General features: G+C 64.0%; 20 protein-coding genes. 12 read left to right on the top strand and 8 right to left on the bottom strand.

The genetic code is table 11. The annotated features are described in order from the left end of the window. Positions 1-67 precede the first annotated feature (67 nt). Together rnhB and AC3YOG_RS00260 are read right to left on the bottom strand one after the other, a co-directional pair. Positions 68-739, bottom strand: coding sequence for a ribonuclease HII (gene rnhB, locus AC3YOG_RS00265; protein ID WP_172122603.1), 672 nt, complete (start codon positions 737-739; stop codon positions 68-70). A 64-nt stretch (positions 740-803) separates the two neighbouring features. Next, a complete protein-coding gene (locus tag AC3YOG_RS00260) occupies positions 804-1,952 on the bottom strand; it encodes a PA0069 family radical SAM protein (RefSeq protein ID WP_489933639.1) in 1,149 nt (382 codons plus the stop codon). A 326-nt stretch (positions 1,953-2,278) separates the two neighbouring features. Here AC3YOG_RS00260 and AC3YOG_RS00255 point away from each other — a divergent pair, with 326 nt between their 5' ends. Further along, on the top strand, positions 2,279-3,763 hold the full coding sequence (locus AC3YOG_RS00255; protein ID WP_489933638.1) for an MDR family MFS transporter: 1,485 nt from the start codon (positions 2,279-2,281) through the stop codon (positions 3,761-3,763). A gap of 58 nt (positions 3,764-3,821) precedes the next feature. Here AC3YOG_RS00255 and moaB read toward each other — a convergent pair whose 3' ends face one another. The 3 genes from moaB to AC3YOG_RS00240 form a co-directional block, all read right to left on the bottom strand. Beyond that, a complete protein-coding gene (gene moaB, locus AC3YOG_RS00250; protein WP_489933637.1) occupies positions 3,822-4,358 on the bottom strand; it encodes a molybdenum cofactor biosynthesis protein B in 537 nt (178 codons plus the stop codon). After that, a complete protein-coding gene (locus tag AC3YOG_RS00245) occupies positions 4,336-5,634 on the bottom strand; it encodes an MFS transporter (protein WP_489933636.1) in 1,299 nt (432 codons plus the stop codon). The genes moaB and AC3YOG_RS00245 overlap by 23 nt, the downstream gene beginning before the upstream one ends. 97 nt (positions 5,635-5,731) lie before the next feature. Then, positions 5,732-6,541 (bottom strand): uracil-DNA glycosylase, encoded by an 810-nt coding sequence (locus tag AC3YOG_RS00240; RefSeq protein ID WP_489933635.1) that lies wholly within the window; start codon positions 6,539-6,541, stop codon positions 5,732-5,734. A 67-nt stretch (positions 6,542-6,608) separates the two neighbouring features. On the opposite strand from AC3YOG_RS00240, the gene AC3YOG_RS00235 reads away from it, so the two are divergent. The 3 genes from AC3YOG_RS00235 (at position 6,609) to AC3YOG_RS00225 (ending at position 10,955) form a co-directional block, all read left to right on the top strand. After that, positions 6,609-8,255, top strand: coding sequence for an electron transfer flavoprotein-ubiquinone oxidoreductase (locus AC3YOG_RS00235; protein ID WP_489933634.1), 1,647 nt, complete (start codon positions 6,609-6,611; stop codon positions 8,253-8,255). A gap of 103 nt (positions 8,256-8,358) precedes the next feature. After that, entirely contained in the window at positions 8,359-10,071 is a 1,713-nt protein-coding gene (locus AC3YOG_RS00230) for a tetratricopeptide repeat protein (protein WP_489934530.1), read from the top strand. An 8-nt stretch (positions 10,072-10,079) separates the two neighbouring features. Next, positions 10,080-10,955: a 4-(cytidine 5'-diphospho)-2-C-methyl-D-erythritol kinase gene (locus tag AC3YOG_RS00225; protein WP_489933633.1), complete on the top strand. Its 876-nt coding sequence runs from the start codon at positions 10,080-10,082 to the stop codon at positions 10,953-10,955. Here the strand turns inward: AC3YOG_RS00225 and AC3YOG_RS00220 are convergent. Further along, complete coding sequence (locus AC3YOG_RS00220; RefSeq protein ID WP_489933632.1) at positions 10,952-11,965, bottom strand: polyprenyl synthetase family protein; 1,014 nt, start codon at positions 11,963-11,965, stop codon at positions 10,952-10,954. The genes AC3YOG_RS00225 and AC3YOG_RS00220 overlap by 4 nt on opposite strands. Before the next feature lie 94 nt (positions 11,966-12,059). Here AC3YOG_RS00220 and AC3YOG_RS00215 point away from each other — a divergent pair, with 94 nt between their 5' ends. The 6 genes from AC3YOG_RS00215 (at position 12,060) to AC3YOG_RS00190 (ending at position 18,136) form a co-directional block, all read left to right on the top strand. Beyond that, a complete protein-coding gene (locus tag AC3YOG_RS00215) occupies positions 12,060-12,845 on the top strand; it encodes a tRNA1(Val) (adenine(37)-N6)-methyltransferase (protein WP_489933631.1) in 786 nt (261 codons plus the stop codon). Positions 12,846-12,893: 48 nt separating this feature from the next. Then, entirely contained in the window at positions 12,894-13,736 is an 843-nt protein-coding gene (locus AC3YOG_RS00210) for a S49 family peptidase (protein WP_489933630.1), read from the top strand. Positions 13,737-13,739: 3 nt separating this feature from the next. Beyond that, positions 13,740-13,982 carry a hypothetical protein gene (locus AC3YOG_RS00205; RefSeq protein ID WP_489933629.1) on the top strand — a complete coding sequence of 81 codons (243 nt, stop codon included), beginning with the start codon at positions 13,740-13,742 and terminating at the stop codon, positions 13,980-13,982. Between the two features lie 52 nt (positions 13,983-14,034). Next, positions 14,035-14,955: a glycine--tRNA ligase subunit alpha gene (locus AC3YOG_RS00200; protein ID WP_127752213.1), complete on the top strand. Its 921-nt coding sequence runs from the start codon at positions 14,035-14,037 to the stop codon at positions 14,953-14,955. An 88-nt stretch (positions 14,956-15,043) separates the two neighbouring features. Further along, a complete protein-coding gene (gene glyS, locus AC3YOG_RS00195; protein WP_489933628.1) occupies positions 15,044-17,068 on the top strand; it encodes a glycine--tRNA ligase subunit beta in 2,025 nt (674 codons plus the stop codon). Positions 17,069-17,140: 72 nt separating this feature from the next. Continuing rightward, entirely contained in the window at positions 17,141-18,136 is a 996-nt protein-coding gene (locus tag AC3YOG_RS00190) for a DUF808 domain-containing protein (protein WP_489933627.1), read from the top strand. On the opposite strand, the gene rnhA is transcribed toward AC3YOG_RS00190, so the two are convergent. Then, entirely contained in the window at positions 18,120-18,587 is a 468-nt protein-coding gene (gene rnhA / locus AC3YOG_RS00185) for a ribonuclease HI (RefSeq protein WP_489933626.1), read from the bottom strand. The genes AC3YOG_RS00190 and rnhA overlap by 17 nt on opposite strands. Then, complete coding sequence (ispH, locus tag AC3YOG_RS00180; RefSeq protein ID WP_489933625.1) at positions 18,584-19,555, bottom strand: 4-hydroxy-3-methylbut-2-enyl diphosphate reductase; 972 nt, start codon at positions 19,553-19,555, stop codon at positions 18,584-18,586. Before ispH ends, rnhA begins: the two co-directional genes overlap by 4 nt. A gap of 100 nt (positions 19,556-19,655) precedes the next feature. Here ispH and AC3YOG_RS00175 point away from each other — a divergent pair, with 100 nt between their 5' ends. Together AC3YOG_RS00175 and AC3YOG_RS00170 are read left to right on the top strand one after the other, a co-directional pair. Next, entirely contained in the window at positions 19,656-21,944 is a 2,289-nt protein-coding gene (locus AC3YOG_RS00175) for a putative PEP-binding protein (RefSeq protein ID WP_489933624.1), read from the top strand. Positions 21,945-22,009: 65 nt separating this feature from the next. Next, the gene (locus AC3YOG_RS00170) at positions 22,010-22,561 is read left to right on the top strand and encodes a hypothetical protein (RefSeq protein ID WP_489933623.1); all 552 of its coding nucleotides are present in this window, start codon (positions 22,010-22,012) and stop codon (positions 22,559-22,561) included. The last annotated feature ends 9 nt before the right edge of the window (positions 22,562-22,570 follow it).

Here is a 22,570-nt window from a genome sequence, read left to right as displayed (position 1 = left end):
GCAACACTAACGCTCCTGTTGTAGCGCCTCAGGGTTAAGGGAGCGTGTGCAATGGGTTAGCGTGGAGTTAAGAGGCGAGCAGGACCGGGACAGCCGCCAGCGCCAGCCGCTCGCGCGCTTCAGCAACAGGGGCAAAATCGGCGCGGTGATGGCGGCAGGGACCATGGTCCTTGAGGGCGCGCATATGCTGGGGCGTCGAATAGCCCTTGTGGCTGGAAAAGCCGAAATGGGGTGCATCGCAATCCATGATCCGGCACATCCGGTCGCGCGTGACTTTCGCAACGATGGAAGCGGCAGCAATCGAAACGCTGCGACCGTCGCCGCCCACCAGCGCCAGGCCTTCGCAGGGCAGCCCCATCGGCACATCGCGCCCATCCACAAGGACACGGTCCGGCGTAACGCAAAGGCCGTGTACGGCCTGGGTCATGGCCCAGAGCGTCGCGCCGCGAATATTGCGGGTGGCAATGATGGAGGGGGGCGCGATCACCACCGAAACCCGGGCGGTGCCCACGATCTGGGCGAACAGCGCCTCGCGCACCTCTTCGGTCAGCTTTTTGGAATCGTTGAGGCCAAGTGGAATGCAGGTGGGATCAAGGATCACCGCGGCAACGACCACGGGGCCCGCAAGAGGGCCGCGGCCAGCTTCATCGACGCCCGCGACCACGCGCGCCCCACGGGCCTGCGCGGCAAGCTCGTGGGAGTAATCGGGCTCAAGCTGGATGGGTGATTCGATCAGCATGCCGCAGCATTGCGGCGAGGGCCGGTGCCGTCAACCCGGCGCCAGGTCGCGCCGGGATCACAAATCAGAAGAGGCTCATCTGCCGGTCTTCGAGCTTGGGGGCGACGAAAAGGTCGCTGCGCAGGCCCGGAAGCTTGGCGTCGAGCCCATAGCGCTCGCGCGCTTTTTCAAAGCGCTGGGCCAGGAGGGTCGCATACGGGCCTACGCCGGTCATGCGGGTGCCCCAGCGCGAGTCATAATCCTTGCCACCACGGGTATCGCGCACCAGCGACAGGACATGACGGACGCGGTCGGGGAAATGGCGCAGCAGCCATTCGCGGAAGATGTCGCGCACTTCGCCAGGCAGGCGGAGAAGGATCATAGCCGCACCCTTGGCGCCTTGCGCCGCGGCGGCATCCAGAATGCGCTCGAGCTCCATGTCATTGATCGCCGGGATCATTGGCGAAGCCAGCACCGAAACCAGAATGCCCGCTTCCGACAAGAGGCGAATGGCTTCCAGCCGCCGGGCAGGGGAGGAGGCGCGCGGCTCCATCTTGCGGCTGAGCTTGTGGTCCATCGAGGTCATGGAAATGCCGACCTTGACGAGCCGGAGCTTGGCCAACTCAGTCAGAAGGTCGAGGTCGCGGATCAGGAGCGCCGACTTGGTGGTGATGGTAACGGGGTGGCGCGTTTCCAGCATCACTTCGAGGATGCCGCGCGTCAGCTTATGCTTGCGCTCGGCGGGCTGATAAGGGTCCGTATTGGTGCCCATTGCCACCGGCTTGACGCGATAGTTCTTGGCGCCGAGTTCCGCGCGCAGCGCTTCCACCGCATTGGTCTTGACATAGATGTCGCGCTCGAACTCGATGCCGGCGGAATGGCCGAGGAACGCGTGGCTGGGGCGGGCAAAGCAATAGGAACAGCCATGCTCGCAGCCGCGATAAGCATTGATCGAGCGATCAAAGCCGATATCGGGGCTGTCATTGCTGGTGATGATGGTCTTGGCGCGCTCGATATGCTCGATGGTTTCGAACTGGGGCAGTGTTTCGACGCTGTTCCAGCCGTCATCAAAGCTTTCCCGGGCCTGGCGCTCGAAGCGGCCGCTGCGATTGGATTGCGCGCCCCGGCCGCGATTGCGGCTGGGATCGACCAGTTCGCGCCGCGCCAGATCGGCGTCGCGGCTGCGGCTGAGCTTTTCCAGGGCTTCAAAGGACGGCGCTTGATAAAGGGCCATGAGGCGATCTCCTTGCGCTTGCCGGTCGAATCGCGACGGCTCGCAGCGTGGGATTCACATAGCGCACGCACGAGAACAAAACAAGAACAAGGGTGAACGGCTGAGCTGCCTAGACCCATCAAATGGGCGTGGGGAACGCCGGATGCAAGACTGCCCTGCGTTCTGGCGGGTGGACGGGCGCGCTTGCACCCACTAAACCACCCGACCCGGCCAAGGGCGCTGAACCCCACTCGCTTAGGCGATGTCGAAATCGGGTTGGCCCGATCGTCACGGCTGTGTTCCAGCTGCCCGGGACCGAACAAATTCAATTCTGCGAAAGGCACACCATGTCCAGCGATGCTTCTGTTTTAGATGCTGTGCCCCCATCCGCCGCCGCAGCCGAGCCGGGCCTGGGCGCGCGCAATCGGCTGGTAATCAACCTGCTGCTGGTTTCGGCCTTTGTGGTGATCCTGAACGAAACCATCATGGGCGTGGCGCTGCCGCACCTGATGACCGATCTGGGGATCACCGCAAGCGCCGGCCAGTGGCTGACCACGGCGTTTCTGCTGACCATGGCGGTGGTGATTCCCATCACCGGCTTCTTGCTGCAGCGCTTTCATACGCGGCCGGTGTTTGTTGCTGCCATGAGCACGTTTTCGCTCGGCACCCTGATCTGCGCCACCGCGCCTGGCATTGAACTGCTGATTGCGGGTCGGGTGGTGCAGGCCATCGGCACGGCGATCATGATGCCGCTGCTGATGACCACGGTGATGAACCTGGTTCCGCCCGCAACGCGGGGCAAGACCATGGGCAATATCTCGACCGTGATCTCGGTGGCGCCAGCGATCGGCCCGACCATTTCGGGCCTGATCCTGTCGCAGTTGGATTGGCGCTGGATGTTTATCCTCGTTTTGCCGATTGCGCTGGGGAGCCTCGCGCTGGGATTTGCGCGCATCCGCAATGTTTCGACGCCCAAATCCGTGCCGATCGATGTGATTTCGGTCGGTATGTCGGTGGTGGGTTTTGGCAGCCTGGTTTATGGGCTGAGCGGGCTGGGGGAAGCTGCGAGCCATCCCGGTCCCGTGCCGGCCTGGGCGCCGCTGGTGCTTGGCGTCGTGGTGATCGGGCTCTTCGTGCTGCGCCAGCTTTCCCTACAGAAGCGCGACCGTGCCCTGCTTGATCTGCGCACCCTGCAAACGCCGACCTTCAGCATCTCGGTGGTGCTGATGGCGGTGATGATGATGGCGATGTTCGGTATGTTGATCCTGCTGCCGATCTATCTGCAGAACGTGCTGGGGCTGTCGACGCTGCAGACCGGCTTGATGCTGCTGCCGGGCGGCCTCGTTATGGGGCTCTGCGCGCCAGTGGTAGGTCGGCTCTATGACAAACATGGCCCCACCGTGCTGCTCGTGCCCGGCGCGACCATTGTGAGCCTCGTCTTGTGGAGCCTGACCATGGTTACGGAAAGCACGCCCTTTGGCTGGCTGCTGGCCGCCCATCTGGCCTTCAGCGTCGGTTTGTCGCTGATGTTCACGCCCCTGTTTTCGGCGAGCCTCGGTTCGCTCCAGCCCAAGCTGTATTCGCATGGCAGCGCCGTGATCGGCACGGTGCAGCAGGTGGCCGGGGCAGCCGGCACGGCGTTGTTTGTGGCGCTGATGACCCTGCAGTCGGCCAATCTGCTGGCCGGTGGTGCCGAGCCATTGGCGGCAGCGGCGGGCGGCATCCGCTCGGCGTTCTTCGTGGGGGCGATTATCTCGCTGTTCGCGATCGTGGCCGCATTCTTTGTGCGCAAGCCCAAGGGCGGCACGCCGGGCATGGTGCACGGGCACTAAGCTTCTCAAGGCTGGTGGAACTTCAGAACGGCGGCCTTCGGGGCCGCCGTTTTGCGTTTCAGCGCTCGGCGAGGCGTGGCATCACTTCCACGAAATTGCAGGGTTTGTGCCGATAATCGAGCTGGTCGCGCAAAATGCCCTCCCAGGCGTCCCGGCAGGCGCCGCGCGAGCCGGGCAGGGAGAACACAAAGGTTTCCCCGATCAGCCCAGCCGTGGCGCGCGACTGAATTGAGGACGTGCCGATCTTGGTGGCCGAGTATTGGTGGAACAGCACCGAAAAGCCGTCCATGCGCTTGTTGAACAGCGGCTCGATGGCTTCAGGCGTGACGTCGCGGCCGGAAAAGCCAGTGCCGCCCGTGGTCAGCACCACGTCCACTTGCGGGTCCGCAACCCAGGCCTGAACTGCCGCCCGGATCGCCTGCACATCGTCAGACACGACGCTGCGGCCAGCGGAACGATGACCATCGGCTTCCAGCATGGAAACAAGCAGGGCGCCGGAGGTGTCGGTCTCGAGCGTGCGGGTGTCCGATACGGCGAGCACGGCGATGGACAGGGGCCGGAACTCGCGGTCGTCAAATCTTGCCGTGATAAACATCGCTTTGCTCCGCTGCAGCCTGCTGTTCGTCGAGTTCGGTTTCCTCGAAATCGGCCCGAGGATCAAGCGCCACCGTTTCTGGCGTCACCTGCTCGTCCGAGGCCATGGGCTGGAACGGGGTGCGCGTAGCTGCATCGGGCGCGTTGCGGATGCGCATGCGCAGAATGGCCGCGACGGCCAGGATGGCGTGGAAGATACCCGTGACGACAAAAAGCCCAACCGGCTGGAATGCACCCATGATCATGGAAGCGACGGCGGGGCCGATGGCGAGGCCAACACCCAGGGTCAGCAGCATGCCGCCAGCGATCTTGGCGAACTCGCCTTCCTTGGCGAAATCATTGGCATGGGCCACCGCCACCGCATAAAGCGGATTGGCGGCAAAGCCATAAGCGGCGAACAGCACATACATCGGCCAACCGGCGGCGGGGTTGAGCAGCACCAGGGTCAGGGCCACGAGGGCAGCAAAGGTGGACAGCCCGATCATCACCAGGCGGCGATCGATCCGGTCAGAAAGACGGCCAAAGGGAATTTGCGCGGAGGCCCCCAGAATGGCGGCAAGGGCAAAAAGAAAAGCGATGCCGCCCGCATCGAGCCCCTGGGCATAGCCGTAGACAGGCGCCAGGGTGCCAAAAGTGCCATTGGCCATGCCGCAGCAGAATGCGGCAATCGCGGCAATGGGAGAGGTGCGGTAAAGGAGGCGCAGATCAAGCCGCGCCGAGGATAGGGGGCGCGGCTGGGGCGTCGAGGTGAGGGCGGTCGGCAGCACTGCGCAAATAAAGCTGATCGCGCCCAGCACGAAGGGCACATAGCCGGCGGTGCCGGTCATGGACATGGCGAACTGGCCGAGCACCGACGAGCACATATTGACCGTGACATAGATCGAAAAGGTCGTGCCGCGGCTGCGGTTATCGGTCACCTCATTGAGCCAGCTTTCAACGATCATCGCGGCGCCGGCAAAGCAGAAGCCCGATAGCGCGCGCAAGACAATCCAACTGATGTCGTTGACCATCAGCAGGTTAAGGAGGATCGTGACCGTGCCAATCGCCGCCATCACGGAAAACGCGCGGATATGGCCGACATTGCGCACAATCAGCGGCACGACGAGCGAGCCCGAAACAAAGCCTACCGACCAGCCAGTGCCGATCAGGCCGAGCGAGAGCAGCGAGAAGCCTTCTTCTGCGCCGCGAACCGAGAGCAAGAGACCCTGCAGGCCACCCCCGAACATCAGCAGGGCAGAGCCAAGGAAGAGGGCGTAAATCTTTACAACGGAGGCCATGACGCTTTCGGGGGAACGGAGTTGATTCGACTGAGTGTGGTTGGATCACGCAACGGTGACATTAAGGGGGCAAAATCCCCCAGCCCAAGCTCCAATGTCAGCCGATGCCCAATTGGTCCATTTTGGCCTTGAGGCTGAGCAGGTCGCGCCAGGCCTGCTGCTTTGCCGCAGGATTGCGCAGCAAATAGGCGGGATGGAGCGTGGCGATGGCCTCGGTTTGATGGTTGCCGATGCTCACCGGGCTCCATTTGCCGCGCATCTTGATGATGCCCGTACTGGTGGAGAACACCGTCTGCATGGCCGGGCCGCCGACGGTGAGCACAAGACGGGGCGCCACCAGCTCCACCTGCCGTTGCAGGAAGGGCAGGCATAGGGCCAGCTCCTCGGGCGTGGGCACCCGATTGCCGGGCGGACGCCATGGCACGGTATTGGCGATATAAACCTTGGTGCGATCGAGCCCGATGGCGCCGAGCATCTTGTCAAGCAACTGGCCGGCGCGACCCACAAAGGGGCGCCCCTGCCGGTCCTCTTCGGCGCCGGGGGCTTCCCCGATCACCATGATCTGAGCTTGGGGATTGCCATCGGCAAACACCAGCTGGGTGGCACGGAGCTTGAGCCCGCAGCCATCATAGGCGCGCAGGATCTCTTCGAGTTCAACCAGGTTCTGCGCCTTGGCCGCAAGGCTGCGCGCTTCGGCCGGATCGCCCCCGAGTGCAGGCATGGGTGCGCTCGGCGCGGGCGAGGCGGCGGGATTGGGGACGGCGGGGCTGGGGGCAACACGGGCAGGCGGGCGCTGGTTGAAGCGGTCCACCGGCTCTTCGCCAAGGGCCAGGTCCACACCGGCAGCCCGATACCATTCGAGCACCGAGACCATCTCGGCGTGATTTAGCGGTCGCATCTCGGCCATGTTCTCTGTTATGGCACACCGCGTTTGCCGCGGCCAGCCGCGCGTGGAAAGAGGCGACGGAGATTTCATGGCAGAAGCGGGCGAGCGCGAAAGCCTTTCCACCGATGTCGTGATCGTTGGCGCTGGTCCTGCGGGGCTGGCAGCGGCTATTCGCCTCAAGCAACTCCATCCCGATCTGGGCGTCACCGTGGTGGAAAAATCCGCCGAGATCGGCGGCCACATCATTTCGGGCGCGGTGATGGACCCCAGGGGCCTCGATGCCCTTTTGCCCGATTGGCGCCAAATGGGCCCGCCGGTGGGCCCGGCGGTCACGCGCGACACCTACCATTTCCTCACCGCCAACGGCGGGGTGAGCTTTCCCCATTGGCTGATGCCGCCGCAAACGCAGACGCCAGGAGGAGTGATCGTCAGCCTTGGGGATCTCGTGCGCTGGCTGGGCGAACAGGCGCAGGCGCTGGGCGTCGATATTTTCCCCATGACCGCAGCTGTCGATGTGCTGCGCAGCCCCGATGGGCCGGTGCGGGGCATCATCACCGGCGATCTGGGGCGCGATCATGCGGGCCATCCCAAGCCGGGCTTTGCCGAAGGCATTGCGCTTGAAGCCAAATATACCCTGCTGGCGGAGGGGGCACGCGGCTCGCTCGCCAAGGCGGTGATCGGGGATTTTTCCCTCGCGAACGATCCACAGAAATATGGGCTCGGGATCAAGGAAGTCTGGGAAATTGCCGCCGACCGGCACGAGCCGGGGCGGGTGGATCACTTTCTGGGCTTTCCGCTCGACAACAGCACTTCGGGTGGCGGCTTTGCTTATCATGCGGCGGACCGCAAGCTTTACCTCGGGCTGGTGGTGCATCTTGATTACGCCAACCCGACGCTGTCGCCCTTTGACGAGTTCGGGCGGTTCAAGACCCATCCCAAGATCGCAGCGCTGCTCGAAGGGGCGACGCGCCTCAGCTATGGGGCGCGCGCGCTGGCGACAGGCGGCTGGCAATCGGTGCCGACGCTGGTCTTTCCCGGTGGCGGGCTGATTGGTTGCGCGGCAGGGTTTATGAACGCGCCGCGCCTCAAGGCCATCCACAATGCGATTCTGTCGGGGATGGGGGCGGCCGAAGCGGTGGGCGCCGCCATTGCAGCGGGGCGCCAGCACGACGCAATCGAGGATTTTGCCGGCCGCATCATGGCCACCGGGATCGAGGACGAGTTGCGCGCCGTGCGCAATGTCAAACCCCTGTGGTCGCGCCTTGGCACCGCTATGGGCGTTGCTGCGGCGGGCGCTGAAATGTGGAGCAGCGCCATCCTGGGCCGTTCGCTGCTCGGCACGCTGCGCCACAAGGGTGCGGATTTTGCCGCCACCCGCCCCCTGAGCGAAGTGACGCCCAAGACCTATCCGCGCCCAGACGGGCAAAAGGTGTTTGACCGGGCCGCTTCGGTTTTTCTGGCCAATCTCGCCCATGGCGAGGACCAGCCCAATCATTTGCGATTGACCGATCCGAGCGTGCCCGTGCGGGTGAACCTGCCGCGCTATGGCGAGCCGGCGCCGCTATATTGCCCGGCGGGGGTTTATGAGCTGGATCGCTCAGGGGCCGAACCGGTGTTTCGCATCCATCCGGCCAATTGCGTGCACTGCAAGACCTGCGACATCAAGGATCCCGCGCAAAACATCACCTGGGTTCCGCCCGAAGGTGGCAGTGGTCCTAACTACAGCGGAATGTGACTGACCCGCCGACCGGCCGCACTTGCGGCGCGGTCCCAAAACCGCCAATCTTGCCGCCCAGAACTGGGTCGGTTCGGCCAAGGGAGATCCAAGCCTCGTGTCAATGCTATCCAATCGTCTGGCGCGACCCGCCTTTGTTGCCCTGATGCTGACCGGCCTCGTGGTTCCCCTGGCGGCCCAAACGGCCCCCACGTCCACGCTCGACATGCTGTCGCTGTTCCGCCCCAGCGTGACCGGCTCCTATCTGGCCGGGCAAGGGGCGCTCAAGGATCTGCGCACCGAGGAAGCCGCACGCTATTTCAGCGATGCAGCCAAGGCCGACTGGGACAACCCGGTCATGGTGGAACGCGCCTTTATTGGCCTTGCCGCCGATGGGCAGATCGGGGAAGCGGCCTCCACGGCGCGGCACCTGCTTGAGCTCGACCCCGGCAACCAGCTTGCCGAACTGGTGCTGGCGACCGAAGCGCTCAAGGAGCGCCGCTACGGCGCTGCCGACCGCATGCTGGCCTCGGTGGGCCAGGACAGTTTTGTTGGCATCACGGCGGGAATTTTGCGGGCCTGGGCGATGATTGGCGACAATCGGGTCAAGGAAGCCGACAAGCTGCTCGATGGCCTGGGGCAGGGTGGGCTTGAGGATTTCCTTGTGTTTCATCGCGCTCTGATGGCGGAAGCGGCCGGGGACAACCAGCGCGCCATTCGCTATGCGGGACAAGCCTTCGATGCCGAGCCCGGTGTAGCCCGGATCGTCGAGGTTTATGCTCGCGTGCTCGCCAATGCCGGCGAGTTCGACCAGGCCAAGGCCGCCATCGCCAAGTTCCAGGATGCGGGGCTGAGCCATCCCGTTGTAACCATCGTCAAGGAAGCGGTCGATGCCGGGCAACGCCCTGGGATCTTTGCCGCCAATGTGCAGGTCGGCGCGGCCGAAATGTTCCACGGCATCGGCGTGGCGCTCGCGCGCGACAGCAGCATGGACGTCTCGGTAATGTTCCTGCGCCTAGCGCTTTATCTTGATCCGTCTGCCGATGTGGTGGCGCTGGCCCTCGGCCAAGTGCTTGATGCGGCCGACCAGCATGACGCGGCCAACCGCATCTATGAAAGCGTTCCGGCCAATTCGGCGATGAAGCCAACCGCGGTGGTTCGGGTCGCCCAGAACCTCGACAATATGGGTGATCGTCCCGAGGCGCTGCGCCGGCTGGGCAATATCGTGGCGACCCAGCCCGATGACCTCGATGCGGTGTCGGTTTATGGGGACATCCTGCGTACCGACGAGCAATATGCCAAATCCATCGAGGCCTATTCCACCGCGCTGGACCTCACCGGCGGCGAGAATGCATCGGATTGGCGCTTCTATTATGTGCGCGGCATCTCCTATGAGCGCAACAAGCAGTGGCCCGAGGCCGAGCGCGATTTCCTCAAGGCGCTTGAACTGCGCCCCGACCAGCCGCAGGTGCTCAACTATCTGGGCTATAGCTGGATCGACAAGGACATGCACCTCGTAGAGGCGCTAGCCATGATCGAAAAGGCCGTCGCTGCCATGCCCCAGGATGGCTATATCGTCGATTCGCTGGGCTGGGCCTTCTACAAGCTTGGCCGCATGGAAGAAGCGGTCAAGACCCTCGAACAGGCCGTGCAGTTGCAGCCCAACGACCCCGAGATCAATGACCATCTGGGCGACGCTTATTGGCGCGCGGGGCGGCGGCTCGAGGCCAAGTTCCAGTGGAATGTGGCGGCCTCCGTGGACGATATCGGCGTCGTCAGGGAGCGTGTGCAGCCCAAGCTGGCCAATGGTCTGGACGAACAAACGGCCGCCCAGTAGTTCGGGGCATGGGGCAGTATTGGACGCAGTCGGCGCCAGCCAAGGTCAATCTGGCGCTGCATGTCACCCGTCGGCGTGACGATGGCTACCACGACCTGCAAAGCTTGGTGGTGTTCGCCGACTTGGCCGACGAACTGGAAGCGGCGCCAGCGGCCAGCGACAGTCTTGCGATCATTGGCCCTTTTGCGCGTGGCCTGAGCGGGGGCGATACCAATCTGGTGTCGCGTGCCGTGGCCGCCTTTCGCGCCCGCTGGCCTGAGGCCGTGCCGCGGGGCCTCGCCATGCGGCTGCGCAAGAACTTGCCGGTGGCCGCGGGCATTGGCGGGGGCTCCGCCGATGCGGCAGCGGCGCTGCGCCTGCTCGCCGATCTGTCGGCCACGCCGATCCCTGTCCCGGAACTGGCTGAGCTGGGGGCAAGGCTGGGCGCGGATGTTCCCGCCTGCCTCGTATCCGCCCCTCTGGTGGCGCGCGGGGTAGGGGAGATCCTTTCGCCGCTGCCAGCCTTCCCCGAATGCTATCTGGTGCTGGTCAATCCGCTGGTGCCGGTCTCGACGCCCGAAGTGTTCCGGCGCCTGCTCAAAAAGGACAATCCGGCAATGCCAGCCTTGCCCGAGCCGATGACCCGGCCCGCGCAACTGGGCATCTGGCTGGCGGAAACCCGCAATGACCTGCAGGCGCCGGCAGTGGAACTGGTGCCCGAGATCGGCCGCATCATTGCTCGGCTTGCAGCGGCGCCAGGCTGCATGCTGGCGCGGATGTCGGGATCGGGGGCAACGGTGTTCGGGCTGTTCGGCTCGGGGGCGCAGGCGCATCAGGCGGCCCATGAACTGCGTCGGGCGACGCCAGACCATTGGATTGCCGCGGCGCCGGTACTCGGGCCCTAGAACAGGCGCATCACGCTGAATTCGACCACATCGGCCAAGAGCGCGTTCATCGCGCCAGCGGGAGCGGCGTTGAGCGCGTCGCGGGCGGCACCTGCATGGGCATGGGCCTGCCTTATGGTGCGCCCAAGGGTATCGTGCCGCTCCATGATGGCAACAACGCTGCGCACCTGATCGTCGCTCGCCTCGGCATCGCCCAGCGCGCCGGTGATCACTGCGCGCTCGGCCTCGCTGGCATCGGCCAGCGCCAGAATAACGGGCAGCGTCATCTTGCCCTCGCGCAGGTCATCGCCGCTGTTCTTGCCCAGCGTATCGGTCTCGCCGCGATAATCGAGCACATCGTCAACGAGCTGGAACGCGGTGCCCAGCTCAAGGCCGTAGCGCGCCAGAGCCTTGCGACCCTGCGCATCGGCGCCGCCCGACATAGCGCCCACTTCGCAGGCGGCCTGGAACAGCACCGCGGTTTTGGCGCGGATCACTTCGGCGTAGTCCTGGGGGGTGGTGGTGAGGTCCCCGGTCTTGGCGAGCTGGAACACTTCGCCTTCGGCCATGGCCGCGGAAGCCGCCGACAGCACGCCCAGAGCGGCAATGTCGCCGGTCTCGACCATCATCATGAAGGCCTGACCAAGCAGGAAATCGCCAACAAGGATCGAGGCCTTATTACCCCAGACTATGCGGGCAGCGGGCTTGCCGCGGCGCATATCGCTTTCATCGACCACATCGTCATGCAGCAGCGTGGCGTTGTGCATGAACTCGACGGCGGCGGCGAAGTTGATGGCCGAGCCGGTGCCCTTACCAAACAGGGCCGCGGCAGCCACCGTGAGCATCGGGCGCAGGCGCTTGCCACCGCTTTCGATGAGGTAGCGGGCCAGCTCGGGCACCATCTCGACATGCGAATCTGCCCGCGCCAGGATCAGCGCATTGACCTTGGCCATGTCAGCGGCAGTAGCATCGATCAGCCGATCAACTGCATTGGCACTGAATGCCGGTTTGGATTGCGTAACAACAGACACGCGGTACGGTCCTCGTTTGCCCCTACTGGCAAATCTGGTTGAGCCTGATGCGCTTGCCACTTAAGCTCGCGTAAAAACCGGCCAATTGGGTGCGATGTCCCTAGACCAGACCAGCGACTTTGTCCAACAGCAAACCACGACGTCAGACGCCTTTCTGGGCGGCCGCATCACTGTGCGCCAACCGGCCCGGGGCTTCCGGGCGGGGCTCGACAGCGTGCTTTTAGGGGCTTCGGTACCCCCTAGCGCGCAAACACTACTGGATCTGGGCAGTGGCGTGGGGACCGCGGCACTCGTGGCCCTCGCGCATGCTCCGGGCCTGCGCGCCACGCTTGCCGAGCGGGACGAAGCCATGCTGACGCTCGCACAGGATAATGCGGCCGCGAACGGCTTTGCCGACCGGGTGAGCTATGCGCATGCCGATGTGGCCGGCCCGGGCAGTGCGCGTCAGGGGGCGGGAATCGAGGAGAATGCTTACGAGACGGTTATCGCCAATCCGCCGTTTTTCGATGCTGCCCGGGGCACGCTGGCGCGCGTACAGGGTCGGGCGGGAGCCCGGCACATGCAAAATGAACAACTGGAGCTCTGGGTCAAATCAGCCGCGGGTGCTGCGGCGGGCGGGGGCGAGGCCATTTTCATCTATCCCGCGCAGGGGCTGCAAGCCTTGCTAGCCGCGTTTGGCCGACGGTTCGGGGCGCTGACCATCCTGCCGCTCTGCCCGCGGCCCGATGGTCCTGCCACCCGAGTGCTGCTGCGCGGCATCAAGGGATCGCGGGCGCCGTTGACGCTGCTTGGCGCGCGGGCGCTCCATGAGGCAGATGGCCGGGCGTTCCGGCCCGAGTTTGAAGCAATCTTCCGCGGCGAGGCGCGGCTTGTCTGGTAATCCCCCTAGATGCACCCTAAATGGGGCGGCGAGCGTGAAAGGAACCTGATGGCTGTTCAAACCCCCGCCTGGATGGGCCGGATCTGGCGTCGCCTGGGCGGCAACAAGACGGTTATCCCCGTGGTTCGGCTTCACGGCGTGATCGCCGCTGAACAGCGCCAAGGGCGGCTGAGCATTGCTTCGGTGGAGCCCTTGCTGCAGCGCGCCTTCGCCATCAAGTCAGCGCCAGCCATCGCCATCGTGGTCAATTCTCCCGGCGGCTCGCCGGTGCAATCGCGCCTGATCTCCAAGCGCATTCGCGACCTGGCCGACGAGCATGGCAAGCCGGTTCTCGTCTTCGTGGAGGATGCGGCGGCGTCCGGGGGCTATTTCATTGCCGTGGCGGGTGACGAAATCATCGCTGATCCCTCTTCGATCGTGGGCTCTATCGGCGTGATCATGGCCGGCTTCGGGTTTGTGGGCGCACTGGAAAAGCTCGGCATCGAGCGGCGGGTGCACACGGCAGGCCGCAACAAATCCACGCTGGACCCCTTCTTGCCGGAAAATCCGGGCGATGTTGAGCGCATCAAGGCGGTGGAGCTCGATATCCATTCGGTGTTTATCGAGCATGTGAAAGCGCGGCGGGGCGACCGGCTACGCGCCCCCGACGATGTGCTGTTCACGGGCGAATGGTGGCCCGGGCTTCGCGGCGTTGAACTGGGGCTGGTGGATGCGATTGGCGACCTGCATGCAACGCTGCGCACCCGGTACGGCGCCGATGTCGTGCTCAAGTTCATTGCGCCCAAGCGGTCCTGGTTTGGCGTGCCACGCCTCAGCTTTGCCGCTGAACTGCCCGCCGCCATGACCGCTACGCTGGAGGACCGCGCCTTGTGGTCCCGGCTGGGACTATAGCCAATGACCGCAGTTCTGCTTCGCCTCGCCGTCTATCTCGTCATCGCTGCGGCCATCTATCTGGGTGTTCGCAAGATCTGGCGCGACTGGCAGGGCCAGTTCAAGAGCCAGGATGAGGAAGCCCGGCGCCTGCGCCGCGAGCGCGACCAGGCCGAGCGCGCCAAGCCGGGTGTGATCGATCTCAAGCGCGACGCGGACGGCACCTACCGGCCGGGCGGATCCGGCGACGAGAACAATCGCCGTTGACCGCTCCCGGCAGCCTCAATAGAGGATGGACCCGCACAAAGGGACCACGCCCATGACTGACCGCCCCGCCCATATGGACCCCAAGAACTCGTTCCAGGGCATGATCCTGACGCTTCAGAATTTCTGGGCCGAGCAGGGCTGCGTGATTTTGCAGCCCTATGACATGCAGATGGGCGCCGGCACCTTCCATACCGCGACCACCTTGCGCGCGCTGGGCCCCAAGCCCTGGAACGCCGCTTATGTGCAGCCTTCCCGCCGGCCCAAGGACGGGCGCTATGGCGAAAATCCCAACCGCCTGCAGCACTATTATCAGTTCCAGGTTATCCTGAAGCCGTCGCCACCCGACATTCAGGAGCTTTACCTCAAGTCGCTGGCGGCGATCGGTCTTGATAGCGCCCTGCACGACATCCGCTTTGTCGAGGATGACTGGGAAAGCCCGACGCTGGGCGCCTGGGGCCTGGGCTGGGAATGCTGGTGCGATGGCATGGAAGTCAGCCAGTTCACCTATTTCCAGCAGGTGGCGGGCTTTGAGTGCTCGCCGGTGCCGGGTGAAATCACCTATGGGCTCGAGCGCCTCGCCATGTATGTGCAGGGGGTCGAGAACGTTTACGACCTCAACTTCAATGGTGGCGGCGGCAACTCCAAGGTCACCTATGGCGATGTGTTCCTGCAGAACGAGCAGGAGCAATCCAAGTACAATTTCGAGGCGGCCGATACCGAGATCCTGTTCCGTCATTTCGCCGATGCGGAAAAGGAATGCCGGGCTATTCTGGAGGCCGGCCGCGAGGGCGACCGCCACACCATGGCCGTGCCGGCCTATGAGCAGGTGATCAAGGCTTCGCACAACTTCAACCTGCTCGACGCTCGTGGCGTTATCTCGGTGACTGAGCGGCAGAGCTATATTCTGCGCATTCGCGAACTGGCCAAGGCCTGTGGCGAAGCCTGGCTGCACACCGCGGGCGGTGGCGCCTGAGGCGCCAGACCCCGCACGCCGCTGCAATGGACAAGGCTTCGTCCCCTTGCTAGGCACACCCCACACGCTCGAACGCCCGGTTTAAACCATGCCCGATCTGCTGCTCGAACTGTTTTCCGAGGAAATCCCTGCCCGTCTTCAGCGCCGCGCTGCCGAAGACTTGCGCAAGGCGGTGACCACAGCGCTGGTGGATGCGGGTCTCATTTACGAAGGCGCCAAGGCGTTTGTGACGCCGCGCCGGTTGGCGCTGACGGTTTCGGGCATTCCGCCGCGCTCGCCCGACACGCATGAAGACAAGAAGGGCCCCAAGGTTGGCGCGCCCCAGCCGGCAATCGATGGCTTTTTGCGCTCGGCCGGGTTGAGCTCGATCGAGCAGGCCAAGGTTGAAAGCGATCCGAAGAAGGGCGAGTTCTACGTGGCCCATATCCACAAGCCCGGCGCCGAGGCCGCAACGATTCTGTCGGGCCTGCTGCCGCGCGTGATCGCCGATTTTCCCTGGGCCAAGTCGATGCGCTGGGGCTCGGGCAGCACCAGCTGGGTGCGCCCTCTGCGCGCCATCACCGCGACCTTTGGCACCGAGAATGACGAGCCAATCATCATCCCCTTCGAGGCTGCAGGGGTTGGGTCGGGTCAGACCACTTATGGCCACCGGTTCCTTGCACCTGGCGCCATCCGGGTCCGGCGCTTTGAAGACTATCTGATGGGGCTCGAGCGCGCCAAGGTCGTGCTCGACCTCGACCGCCGCAAGGACATCATCCGCAGCGATGCCGAACACCTCGCCTTTGCGCGCGGCTTGTCGGTGATTGGCGACGAAGGCCTGCTCGAGGAAGTCGCGGGGCTGGTGGAATGGCCCGTGGTGATGATGGGCGCGTTCGATCCCGCGTTCCTGGAATTGCCCGAAGAGGTGATCATCGCCACCATCCGCGCCAACCAGAAATGCTTCTGCCTGCGCGACGGGGCAGGGCGCCTGGCCCCCTATTTCATCATCACCGCCAATACGGTCGCGATCGACGGTGGCGCCGCGATCATCGCCGGCAATGAGCGCGTCATTCGCGCTCGCCTGTCCGACGCCAAGTTCTTCTACGAAGGGGATCTGGCAACTCCGCTCGAGCACGGTCTGCCCAAGCTCGAAGACACCGTGTTCCACGCCAAGCTCGGAACCCAGTTTGCTCGCGTCGAGCGCCTGGTGAAAATGGCAGGCGAGATCGCGCCGCAGGTGGGGGCCGATCCCGAACGCGCCAAGCGCGCCGCCATGCTGGCCAAGGCTGACCTCACCACCGGCATGGTCGGTGAGTTTCCTGAACTGCAGGGATTGATGGGGCGCTATTACGCCCTGGCGCAGGGCGAGCCTGCTGACATCGCCAATGCCATCGAACAGCACTACAAGCCGCTTGGTCCTACCGACGAGGTCCCCAATGATCCAGTCGCGATCGCCGTGGCGCTGGCCGACAAACTCGATCTGCTGACCGAATTCTGGCGCATCAACGAAAAGCCCACCGGCTCGCGTGATCCTTTTGCGCTGCGCCGTGCCGCCTTGGGCGTGATCCGGATCATCACTGAAAACAACCTACGCTTTCCGCTGTTGGTGGAGCCGGACCTGCTGGCCTTCTTCCATGACCGGCTCAAGGTGTCGCTGCGCGATGCAGGCGCCCGTCACGATCTGATCGATGCGGTGCTCTCTCCCGAAAGCAATGACATGCTGCAGATCACCCAGCGTGCCGAAGCGCTGTCGTCGCTGCTGTCCTCGCCCGACGGGACCAATCTGCTGGCCGGCTATCGCCGCGCCGCCAATATCCTTGCCGCCGAGGAAAAGAAGTTCTCCTTGACCTATGATGGCGAGGTCAAGCCCGAACTGTTGCAGTTGCCCGAGGAAACCGCGCTGGCTGCGGCCGTGACGACGGTGCAGCCGGCAGTGGCGGCCCGAGTGGCAGAGGATGATTTTACCGGCGCCATGGGCGATCTGGCGGCCCTGCGCGCCCCGGTGGATGCGTTCTTTGAAGCGGTGCTGGTCAACGATCCCGATCCGGCCACGCGCATCAATCGGCTCAACCTTTTGGGGCGCCTGCGCCAGACCATGCATCTGGTGGCCGATTTCTCCAAGATTTCGGGCTAGCTGCGGATGGAACCCCGGGGGTAGCCCCGCTCGTTTCCCCTGCCACATCTAAGCTGCGGCAGGAATGAAGATATGAGCGTTGGACTATTGGCGTTGCTCGACGACGTCGCGGGCCTGGTGAAAGTTGCCGCGGCGTCGCTCGATGACGTCGCGGGGCAAGCCGCCAAAGCAGGCGCCAAAGCCGCTGGGGCGGTGATCGACGATGCCGCTGTCACACCTAACTATGTGCACGGTTTTACCGCTGATCGCGAAGTTCCCATTATCGGCAAGATCGCGCTGGGTTCGGTCAAGAACAAGCTGGTCTTCCTGTTGCCCGCGGCACTGCTGCTCTCATTTTTCGCACCCTGGGTGATCACGCCCTTGCTGATGATCGGTGGGGCGTATCTTTGCTACGAGGGAGCCGAAAAGGTTTTCCATGCGCTCCTGCCGCATCAAGCCGAGGCGCATGAGGCCGCACTGGTGCCGGCGGCGATCACCGCCCAGACCCTTGAGGACCAGAAGGTCGCTGGCGCCATCAAGACCGATTTCATTCTTTCCGCCGAGATCATGACCATCGCGCTGGCCAATATTCCGGTCGAGAACGTCATCACTCAAGCGATGGTGCTGGCCTTGGTCGGCATCGGCATCACGGCCTTGGTTTACGGTGCGGTTGCGCTGATCGTCAAAGCCGATGATTTTGGGTTGCTGCTGGCCAAAAAGGGCCGCACGGGTGCCGGACGCGCCTTCGGCCGCGGGCTGGTGACCGGCATGCCAGGCTTTATGCGCGTGCTGAGCCTTGTGGGCACTGCCGCCATGACCTGGGTCGGCGGCAGCATTGTCGCGCATGGCCTTTACGAGTTCGGTTGGGACCTGCCTGAACACATCATTGAAGGGGCCGCTCACTGGGCCGAGCACACCTTCAGCTCGTTTGCGAGCATTGCCGGATGGTTGGCGACCGCCTTTGTGGACTTTTTCTTCGGCCTGCTGCTGGGCACGCTGCTGATTCCGGTGGCGGGCTATGTGGTCTCCCCGCTCTGGGGTGTGATCAAGCGGATGCTGCCCAAGCGCGCCGCTAAACCGGTGGCGTAAATGCAGCCCGCTTGGTCTTGTAGGGTGCCATGCCTTCATTGGCGAGCTGGTCGGCGCGCTCGTTAAGATCGTGTCCGGCGTGGCCCTTGACCCAATGCCAGGAGATGGTGTGACGCTTGGTGGCTTCGTCCAGTGCCTGCCAGAGCTCGAGGTTTTTTACCGGCTTCTTGTCGGCGGTCTTCCAGCCGTTGCGCTTCCAGCCCTTCATCCAGCTTTGCACGCCGTTTTTGACGTACTGGCTGTCGGTATGCAGTTCGACCGTGCAGGGTCGGGTAAGCGCGTTAAGCGCCTCGATGGCGGCGGTCAGCTCCATCTTGTTGTTGGTCGTCAGCGGTTCCCCGCCGCACAATTCCTTGCGCTTGTCGCCATATTGGAGAATGGCGCCCCAGCCGCCCGGACCGGGATTGCCCGAGCAGGCCCCGTCCGTATGGATCACAACGGCTTCACTCATGGGGCGACGGTGACCTCGACGGGGCGCAGCTGCCGCGGCACGTTGAAGGCAATGTTCTCGACCGCCGTGACCTTCGCCTCGACCTTGATGTCGTAACGCTGCGCAAAGGCTTCGATGACTTCATCAACGAGCTTTTCAGGCGCCGAGGCGCCAGCCGAAACACCCAGGGTGCGAATGCCTTGGAGGCGGCTCCAGTCGATTTCGCTGGCGCGGTCCACCAGCATGGCGACGCGACACCCGGCCCGTTCGGCTACCTCGACGAGGCGAAGCGAGTTGGAGGAGTTGGGCGAGCCAACCACGACCATGGCGTCGACCAGCGGAGCTACCGCCTTGACAGCCTGCTGCCGGTTTGTCGTGGCGTAGCAGATGTCTTCCTTGTGCGGGCCATGGATTAGTGGGAAGCGCGACTGCAGGGCCGCCACGATCTCGCTGGTGTCATCCACGGAAAGCGTGGTTTGCGTCACATAAGCGAGTGCTGCCGGATCGCGGGGTGTAATGGCCATGGCACCGGCCACATCTTCCACGAGCGTAATGGCGCCGGGGGGCAACTGCCCCATCGTGCCCACGACCTCGGGATGGCCATGGTGCCCGATCAGCACGATTTCGTGACCTTCCTCGAAATGGCGCTGTGCTTCCACATGCACCTTGGACACCAGCGGGCAAGTCGCATCCAGAAACATCATGTTGCGGCTACGCGCATCGGCCGGAACGCTCTTGGGCACACCATGGGCCGAGAACACCACTGGCGCATCGCCCGGCGGAATCTCGCTCAGTTCTTCCACGAAAACCGCGCCTTTTTCGCGCAGCCCATCCACCACATATTTGTTGTGAACAATGGCGTGGCGCACATAAACGGGCGCGCCATATTTCTGCAGGGCGAGTTCGACGATCTGAATGGCTCGGTCGACCCCCGCGCAAAAACCGCGAGGGGCGCACAGCAGGATGTCTAGTTGTGGCCGCTTTTCCATCCCAGATCAGATGCTTTCGCGAGCCGGCCAAGTCAAGCCTTGTTGCAGGCAGGCTAGCTCATAGGCATTATGCGCCGCGCGGCATGGCAGGGATAGCAAGGTGAGTTTGGCCCAGGAAATTTTTGCGATTGCCCCTGCGGTGGGCAAGGCGAACCTATCGGCCTCGCAGCTCAAATTGCTTTCGGGCAAGGCCCGCTGGATTTTCCGCGTCAGCGATGCCGGTTTTCCCACCATTCCCACGATCTGCATCACCCGGGCGGCATGGGAGGCCCTGCAGGCCGAGCGCACGCGCCGGGACGCCAAACTGCGCACCCACTGGATCGCGTGCCTGTTCAAGCTGGTCGGCGATGATGGGCAAACGCCCTATCTGGCGGTGCGCACTTCAGCGGCGTCCCATAATGCGGGCCTGCTCCCTGCCAAAACTGGCATTGCGCCCCCCCTGAGCGCGGCCGATGCCGTTGATCCCAACCGGCCCCTCGGACGTGCGATCAAGAACGCGTTCGACAGCTATGGCTTTGCGCGGCCGGGTTGGGGTGAAGCGCGCCCGGATGACGAACGCGCGCGCCAGATCGTTCTGGTGCAAAGCTCGGCAGGCGGGGACATCGTGTCCTTTCTTACCCGCAACGCGGCAACCGGGGCGCTCGGGCCAGCTCCCACCGACGGCAATATGCTGCCAGCGTTGCCGGACAGCATAACCGCCCTTGTGACCCTGCTCGATGCCAAGGCGGGGCGGCATATGTGCTGTTCGGTCGCGGTGAGCGGGAACGAGGCACAATTCTTGTCCGCACGGCCAGTCCAGGCCAGCCCCGCGGCCGAGCTTGAAGCGGCGGTGGACCGGGTGAGCCGCGGCGTCTGGTCACCGCAGAACGCCGTGTCACGGGTGGAGCCTGCCCGCCTGGCGCAGTTGCTGCATCCGCGCCTCAAGGCATCTGCTGCCGCCATTCCCATTGCCACCGGCCTCGGCGTGTCACCGGGAGCGGCCAGCGGTCCCATCGTCTTTAACGCCGAAGACGCAGCGCGCCTGCGCGCTCGGGGCAAGCATTGCATTCTTGTGGTCAACGAAACCGGCCCCGCAGATATCGAAGGCCTGAAGGCCGCGACCGGCATTCTCACCGCTCGTGGCGGCATGTCGAGCCATGCCGGCGTGATCGCCCGCATCACCGGCAAGCCCTGTGTGGCGGGCGTGCGGACCATGTCGGTAAACGCGACAGAAATGGTGTGCCGCATCGGCGAGCGCGATTATCGCACTGGCGACCGGGTGACCATCGATGGCACCGATGGGCAGGTCTATGCCGGAATGTTGCCGCTGAGCCAGCCCCATATCGGGGGCGCGATCGGCACGCTGCTGGGTTGGTCCGATCGCAGCCGCACCATTGCGGTGCGTACCAATGTGGAAACGGTGGAATCCGCCCGCACGGCGCTCAGCTTTGGTGCCGAGGGTATTGGGCTGGCGCGTTCCGAGCACATGTTCTTTTCGCCCGAGCGCATGCTGGCGCTGCGCCGCGTGATCCTGTCCGAGGACGGCGACGATCGCAATCGAGCGGTGAACGGGCTGATCGGTTACCAGACCGGGGACTACGAGGCGCTGTTTTCCACCATGCGCGGGCTGCCGGTGACGGTGCGCCTGTTTGATCCGCCGCTGCACGAATTCCTGCCGCGGACGGAGGAAGAAATCGAGGACACGGCGGCTTCGCTTGGCCTGGCTGTCAGGGCGTTGCGGCTGCAGCTGGATCGTATCGCCGAGATCAACCCGATGCTGGGCCATCGCGGCGTACGCCTCGCCATCACTTATCCCGAACTGCTGCAGATGCAGACTCAGGCGCTGATGGCCGGCGCGCGTCAGGCTAGCGAAAGACAGGACGAGCCGGTGGTGATCGAGGTCATGGTGCCCTTTGTCTCTACCGCGACCGAAGTGGCCTTTGTGCGGGACCGGGTGAATGCCATTGCGGCCAATTCCGGGCTCTTGCGCTCCGACCGGGTGCGGTTTTCCTTTGGCACCATGATCGAGCTGCCCCGGGCTTGCCTGCGGGCCGGCGATATCGCCCATCTCGTGGACTTCATATCCTTTGGCACCAATGATCTGACGCAAACGACCTTTGGCATTTCACGCGACGACGCGCCCACTTTCCTGACCGTCTACCAGCGCAAAGGCATTTATGAGCGTGATCCCTTTGTCACCATCGACGAAAAGGGGGTGGGCGAGATGATTTCCATCGCCATTGCCCGCGGGCGCGCTGCCAATCCCTCGCTCAAGATCGGCATCTGCGGCGAACATGCGGGCGATCCAGCATCCTTGCGGTACTTTGCGGGGCTCGGGATCGATTATGTCTCCTGCTCGCCCTATCGGGTGCCGGTGGCGCGACTGACCTTGGCACAGGCAGCGTCTTAAAATTCGGGCTCGGAGTGCCTATGTTGGAGCGCAGGGCCACCGATGGCGGAAGGGACATTTTGCTCGTGAACAAACTGCCAATGCTGGCGCTCATCCCGCTTCTTTTTGTTTCAGCGCCAGCGTTCGGGCAGTCAGATGGCGCGCAATGCGCCAGCATCCAAAATGGGGTTGAGCGTCTGGCCTGCTATGATGCCTTGTTCAGACCCGGTACTGCTCCCACTGCAGCGCTGGAAGCCGTGCTGGAATCCACCCAGCTGATCCCGGCTCGCCCCAGCGGCCGCGGTCCTGCAACCCTTGCCGTGCGCTGTGAGGCGGGGCAGTTGAGCATCTGGTTTGGCTTTGCGGGCAATACGCTATCGGCCTTGGGCAATGATGCCGGCCTGACCCTGCAATATGATCTGCAAACCGACCGCAGTCGTACCTTGCCGGTGGACCCGACCAATACCGCCATCATCATCGGGGATCAGGCGGAAGCCGCCGCCTTTGTCGATAGCCTCGCGGGCGCGACCAATATCACGGCGCGGGTCACGCCGGTGAACTCGCGTTCTCTTTCGGTCCGGTTTCGGGTGGATAGCTTCGTAGACGAGGCGCAGGCTGTGAGGGATGGTTGCAGCTAAGTACTGCGA

This window comes from Devosia sp. Z6_126 (assembly GCF_058133495.1).
Note: the sequence above shows the minus strand (reverse complement) of the source record. Positions and strands in the feature narration are given on the sequence as shown.

What these genes read in the sequence shown, in the direction of transcription:
- rnhB (WP_172122603.1), bottom strand. Translation starts at nt 739, where the DNA reads ATGCTGATCGAATCACCCATCCAGCTTGAGCCCGATTACTCCCACGAG.
- AC3YOG_RS00260 (WP_489933639.1), bottom strand. Translation starts at nt 1,952, where the DNA reads ATGGCCCTTTATCAAGCGCCGTCCTTTGAAGCCCTGGAAAAGCTCAGC.
- AC3YOG_RS00255 (WP_489933638.1), top strand. Translation starts at nt 2,279, where the DNA reads ATGTCCAGCGATGCTTCTGTTTTAGATGCTGTGCCCCCATCCGCCGCC.
- moaB (WP_489933637.1), bottom strand. Translation starts at nt 4,358, where the DNA reads ATGTTTATCACGGCAAGATTTGACGACCGCGAGTTCCGGCCCCTGTCC.
- AC3YOG_RS00245 (WP_489933636.1), bottom strand. Translation starts at nt 5,634, where the DNA reads ATGGCCTCCGTTGTAAAGATTTACGCCCTCTTCCTTGGCTCTGCCCTG.
- AC3YOG_RS00240 (WP_489933635.1), bottom strand. Translation starts at nt 6,541, where the DNA reads ATGGCCGAGATGCGACCGCTAAATCACGCCGAGATGGTCTCGGTGCTC.
- AC3YOG_RS00235 (WP_489933634.1), top strand. Translation starts at nt 6,609, where the DNA reads ATGGCAGAAGCGGGCGAGCGCGAAAGCCTTTCCACCGATGTCGTGATC.
- AC3YOG_RS00230 (WP_489934530.1), top strand. Translation starts at nt 8,359, where the DNA reads ATGCTATCCAATCGTCTGGCGCGACCCGCCTTTGTTGCCCTGATGCTG.
- AC3YOG_RS00225 (WP_489933633.1), top strand. Translation starts at nt 10,080, where the DNA reads ATGGGGCAGTATTGGACGCAGTCGGCGCCAGCCAAGGTCAATCTGGCG.
- AC3YOG_RS00215 (WP_489933631.1), top strand. Translation starts at nt 12,060, where the DNA reads ATGTCCCTAGACCAGACCAGCGACTTTGTCCAACAGCAAACCACGACG.
- AC3YOG_RS00210 (WP_489933630.1), top strand. Translation starts at nt 12,894, where the DNA reads ATGGCTGTTCAAACCCCCGCCTGGATGGGCCGGATCTGGCGTCGCCTG.
- AC3YOG_RS00205 (WP_489933629.1), top strand. Translation starts at nt 13,740, where the DNA reads ATGACCGCAGTTCTGCTTCGCCTCGCCGTCTATCTCGTCATCGCTGCG.
- AC3YOG_RS00200 (WP_127752213.1), top strand. Translation starts at nt 14,035, where the DNA reads ATGACTGACCGCCCCGCCCATATGGACCCCAAGAACTCGTTCCAGGGC.
- glyS (WP_489933628.1), top strand. Translation starts at nt 15,044, where the DNA reads ATGCCCGATCTGCTGCTCGAACTGTTTTCCGAGGAAATCCCTGCCCGT.
- AC3YOG_RS00190 (WP_489933627.1), top strand. Translation starts at nt 17,141, where the DNA reads ATGAGCGTTGGACTATTGGCGTTGCTCGACGACGTCGCGGGCCTGGTG.
- rnhA (WP_489933626.1), bottom strand. Translation starts at nt 18,587, where the DNA reads ATGAGTGAAGCCGTTGTGATCCATACGGACGGGGCCTGCTCGGGCAAT.
- ispH (WP_489933625.1), bottom strand. Translation starts at nt 19,555, where the DNA reads ATGGAAAAGCGGCCACAACTAGACATCCTGCTGTGCGCCCCTCGCGGT.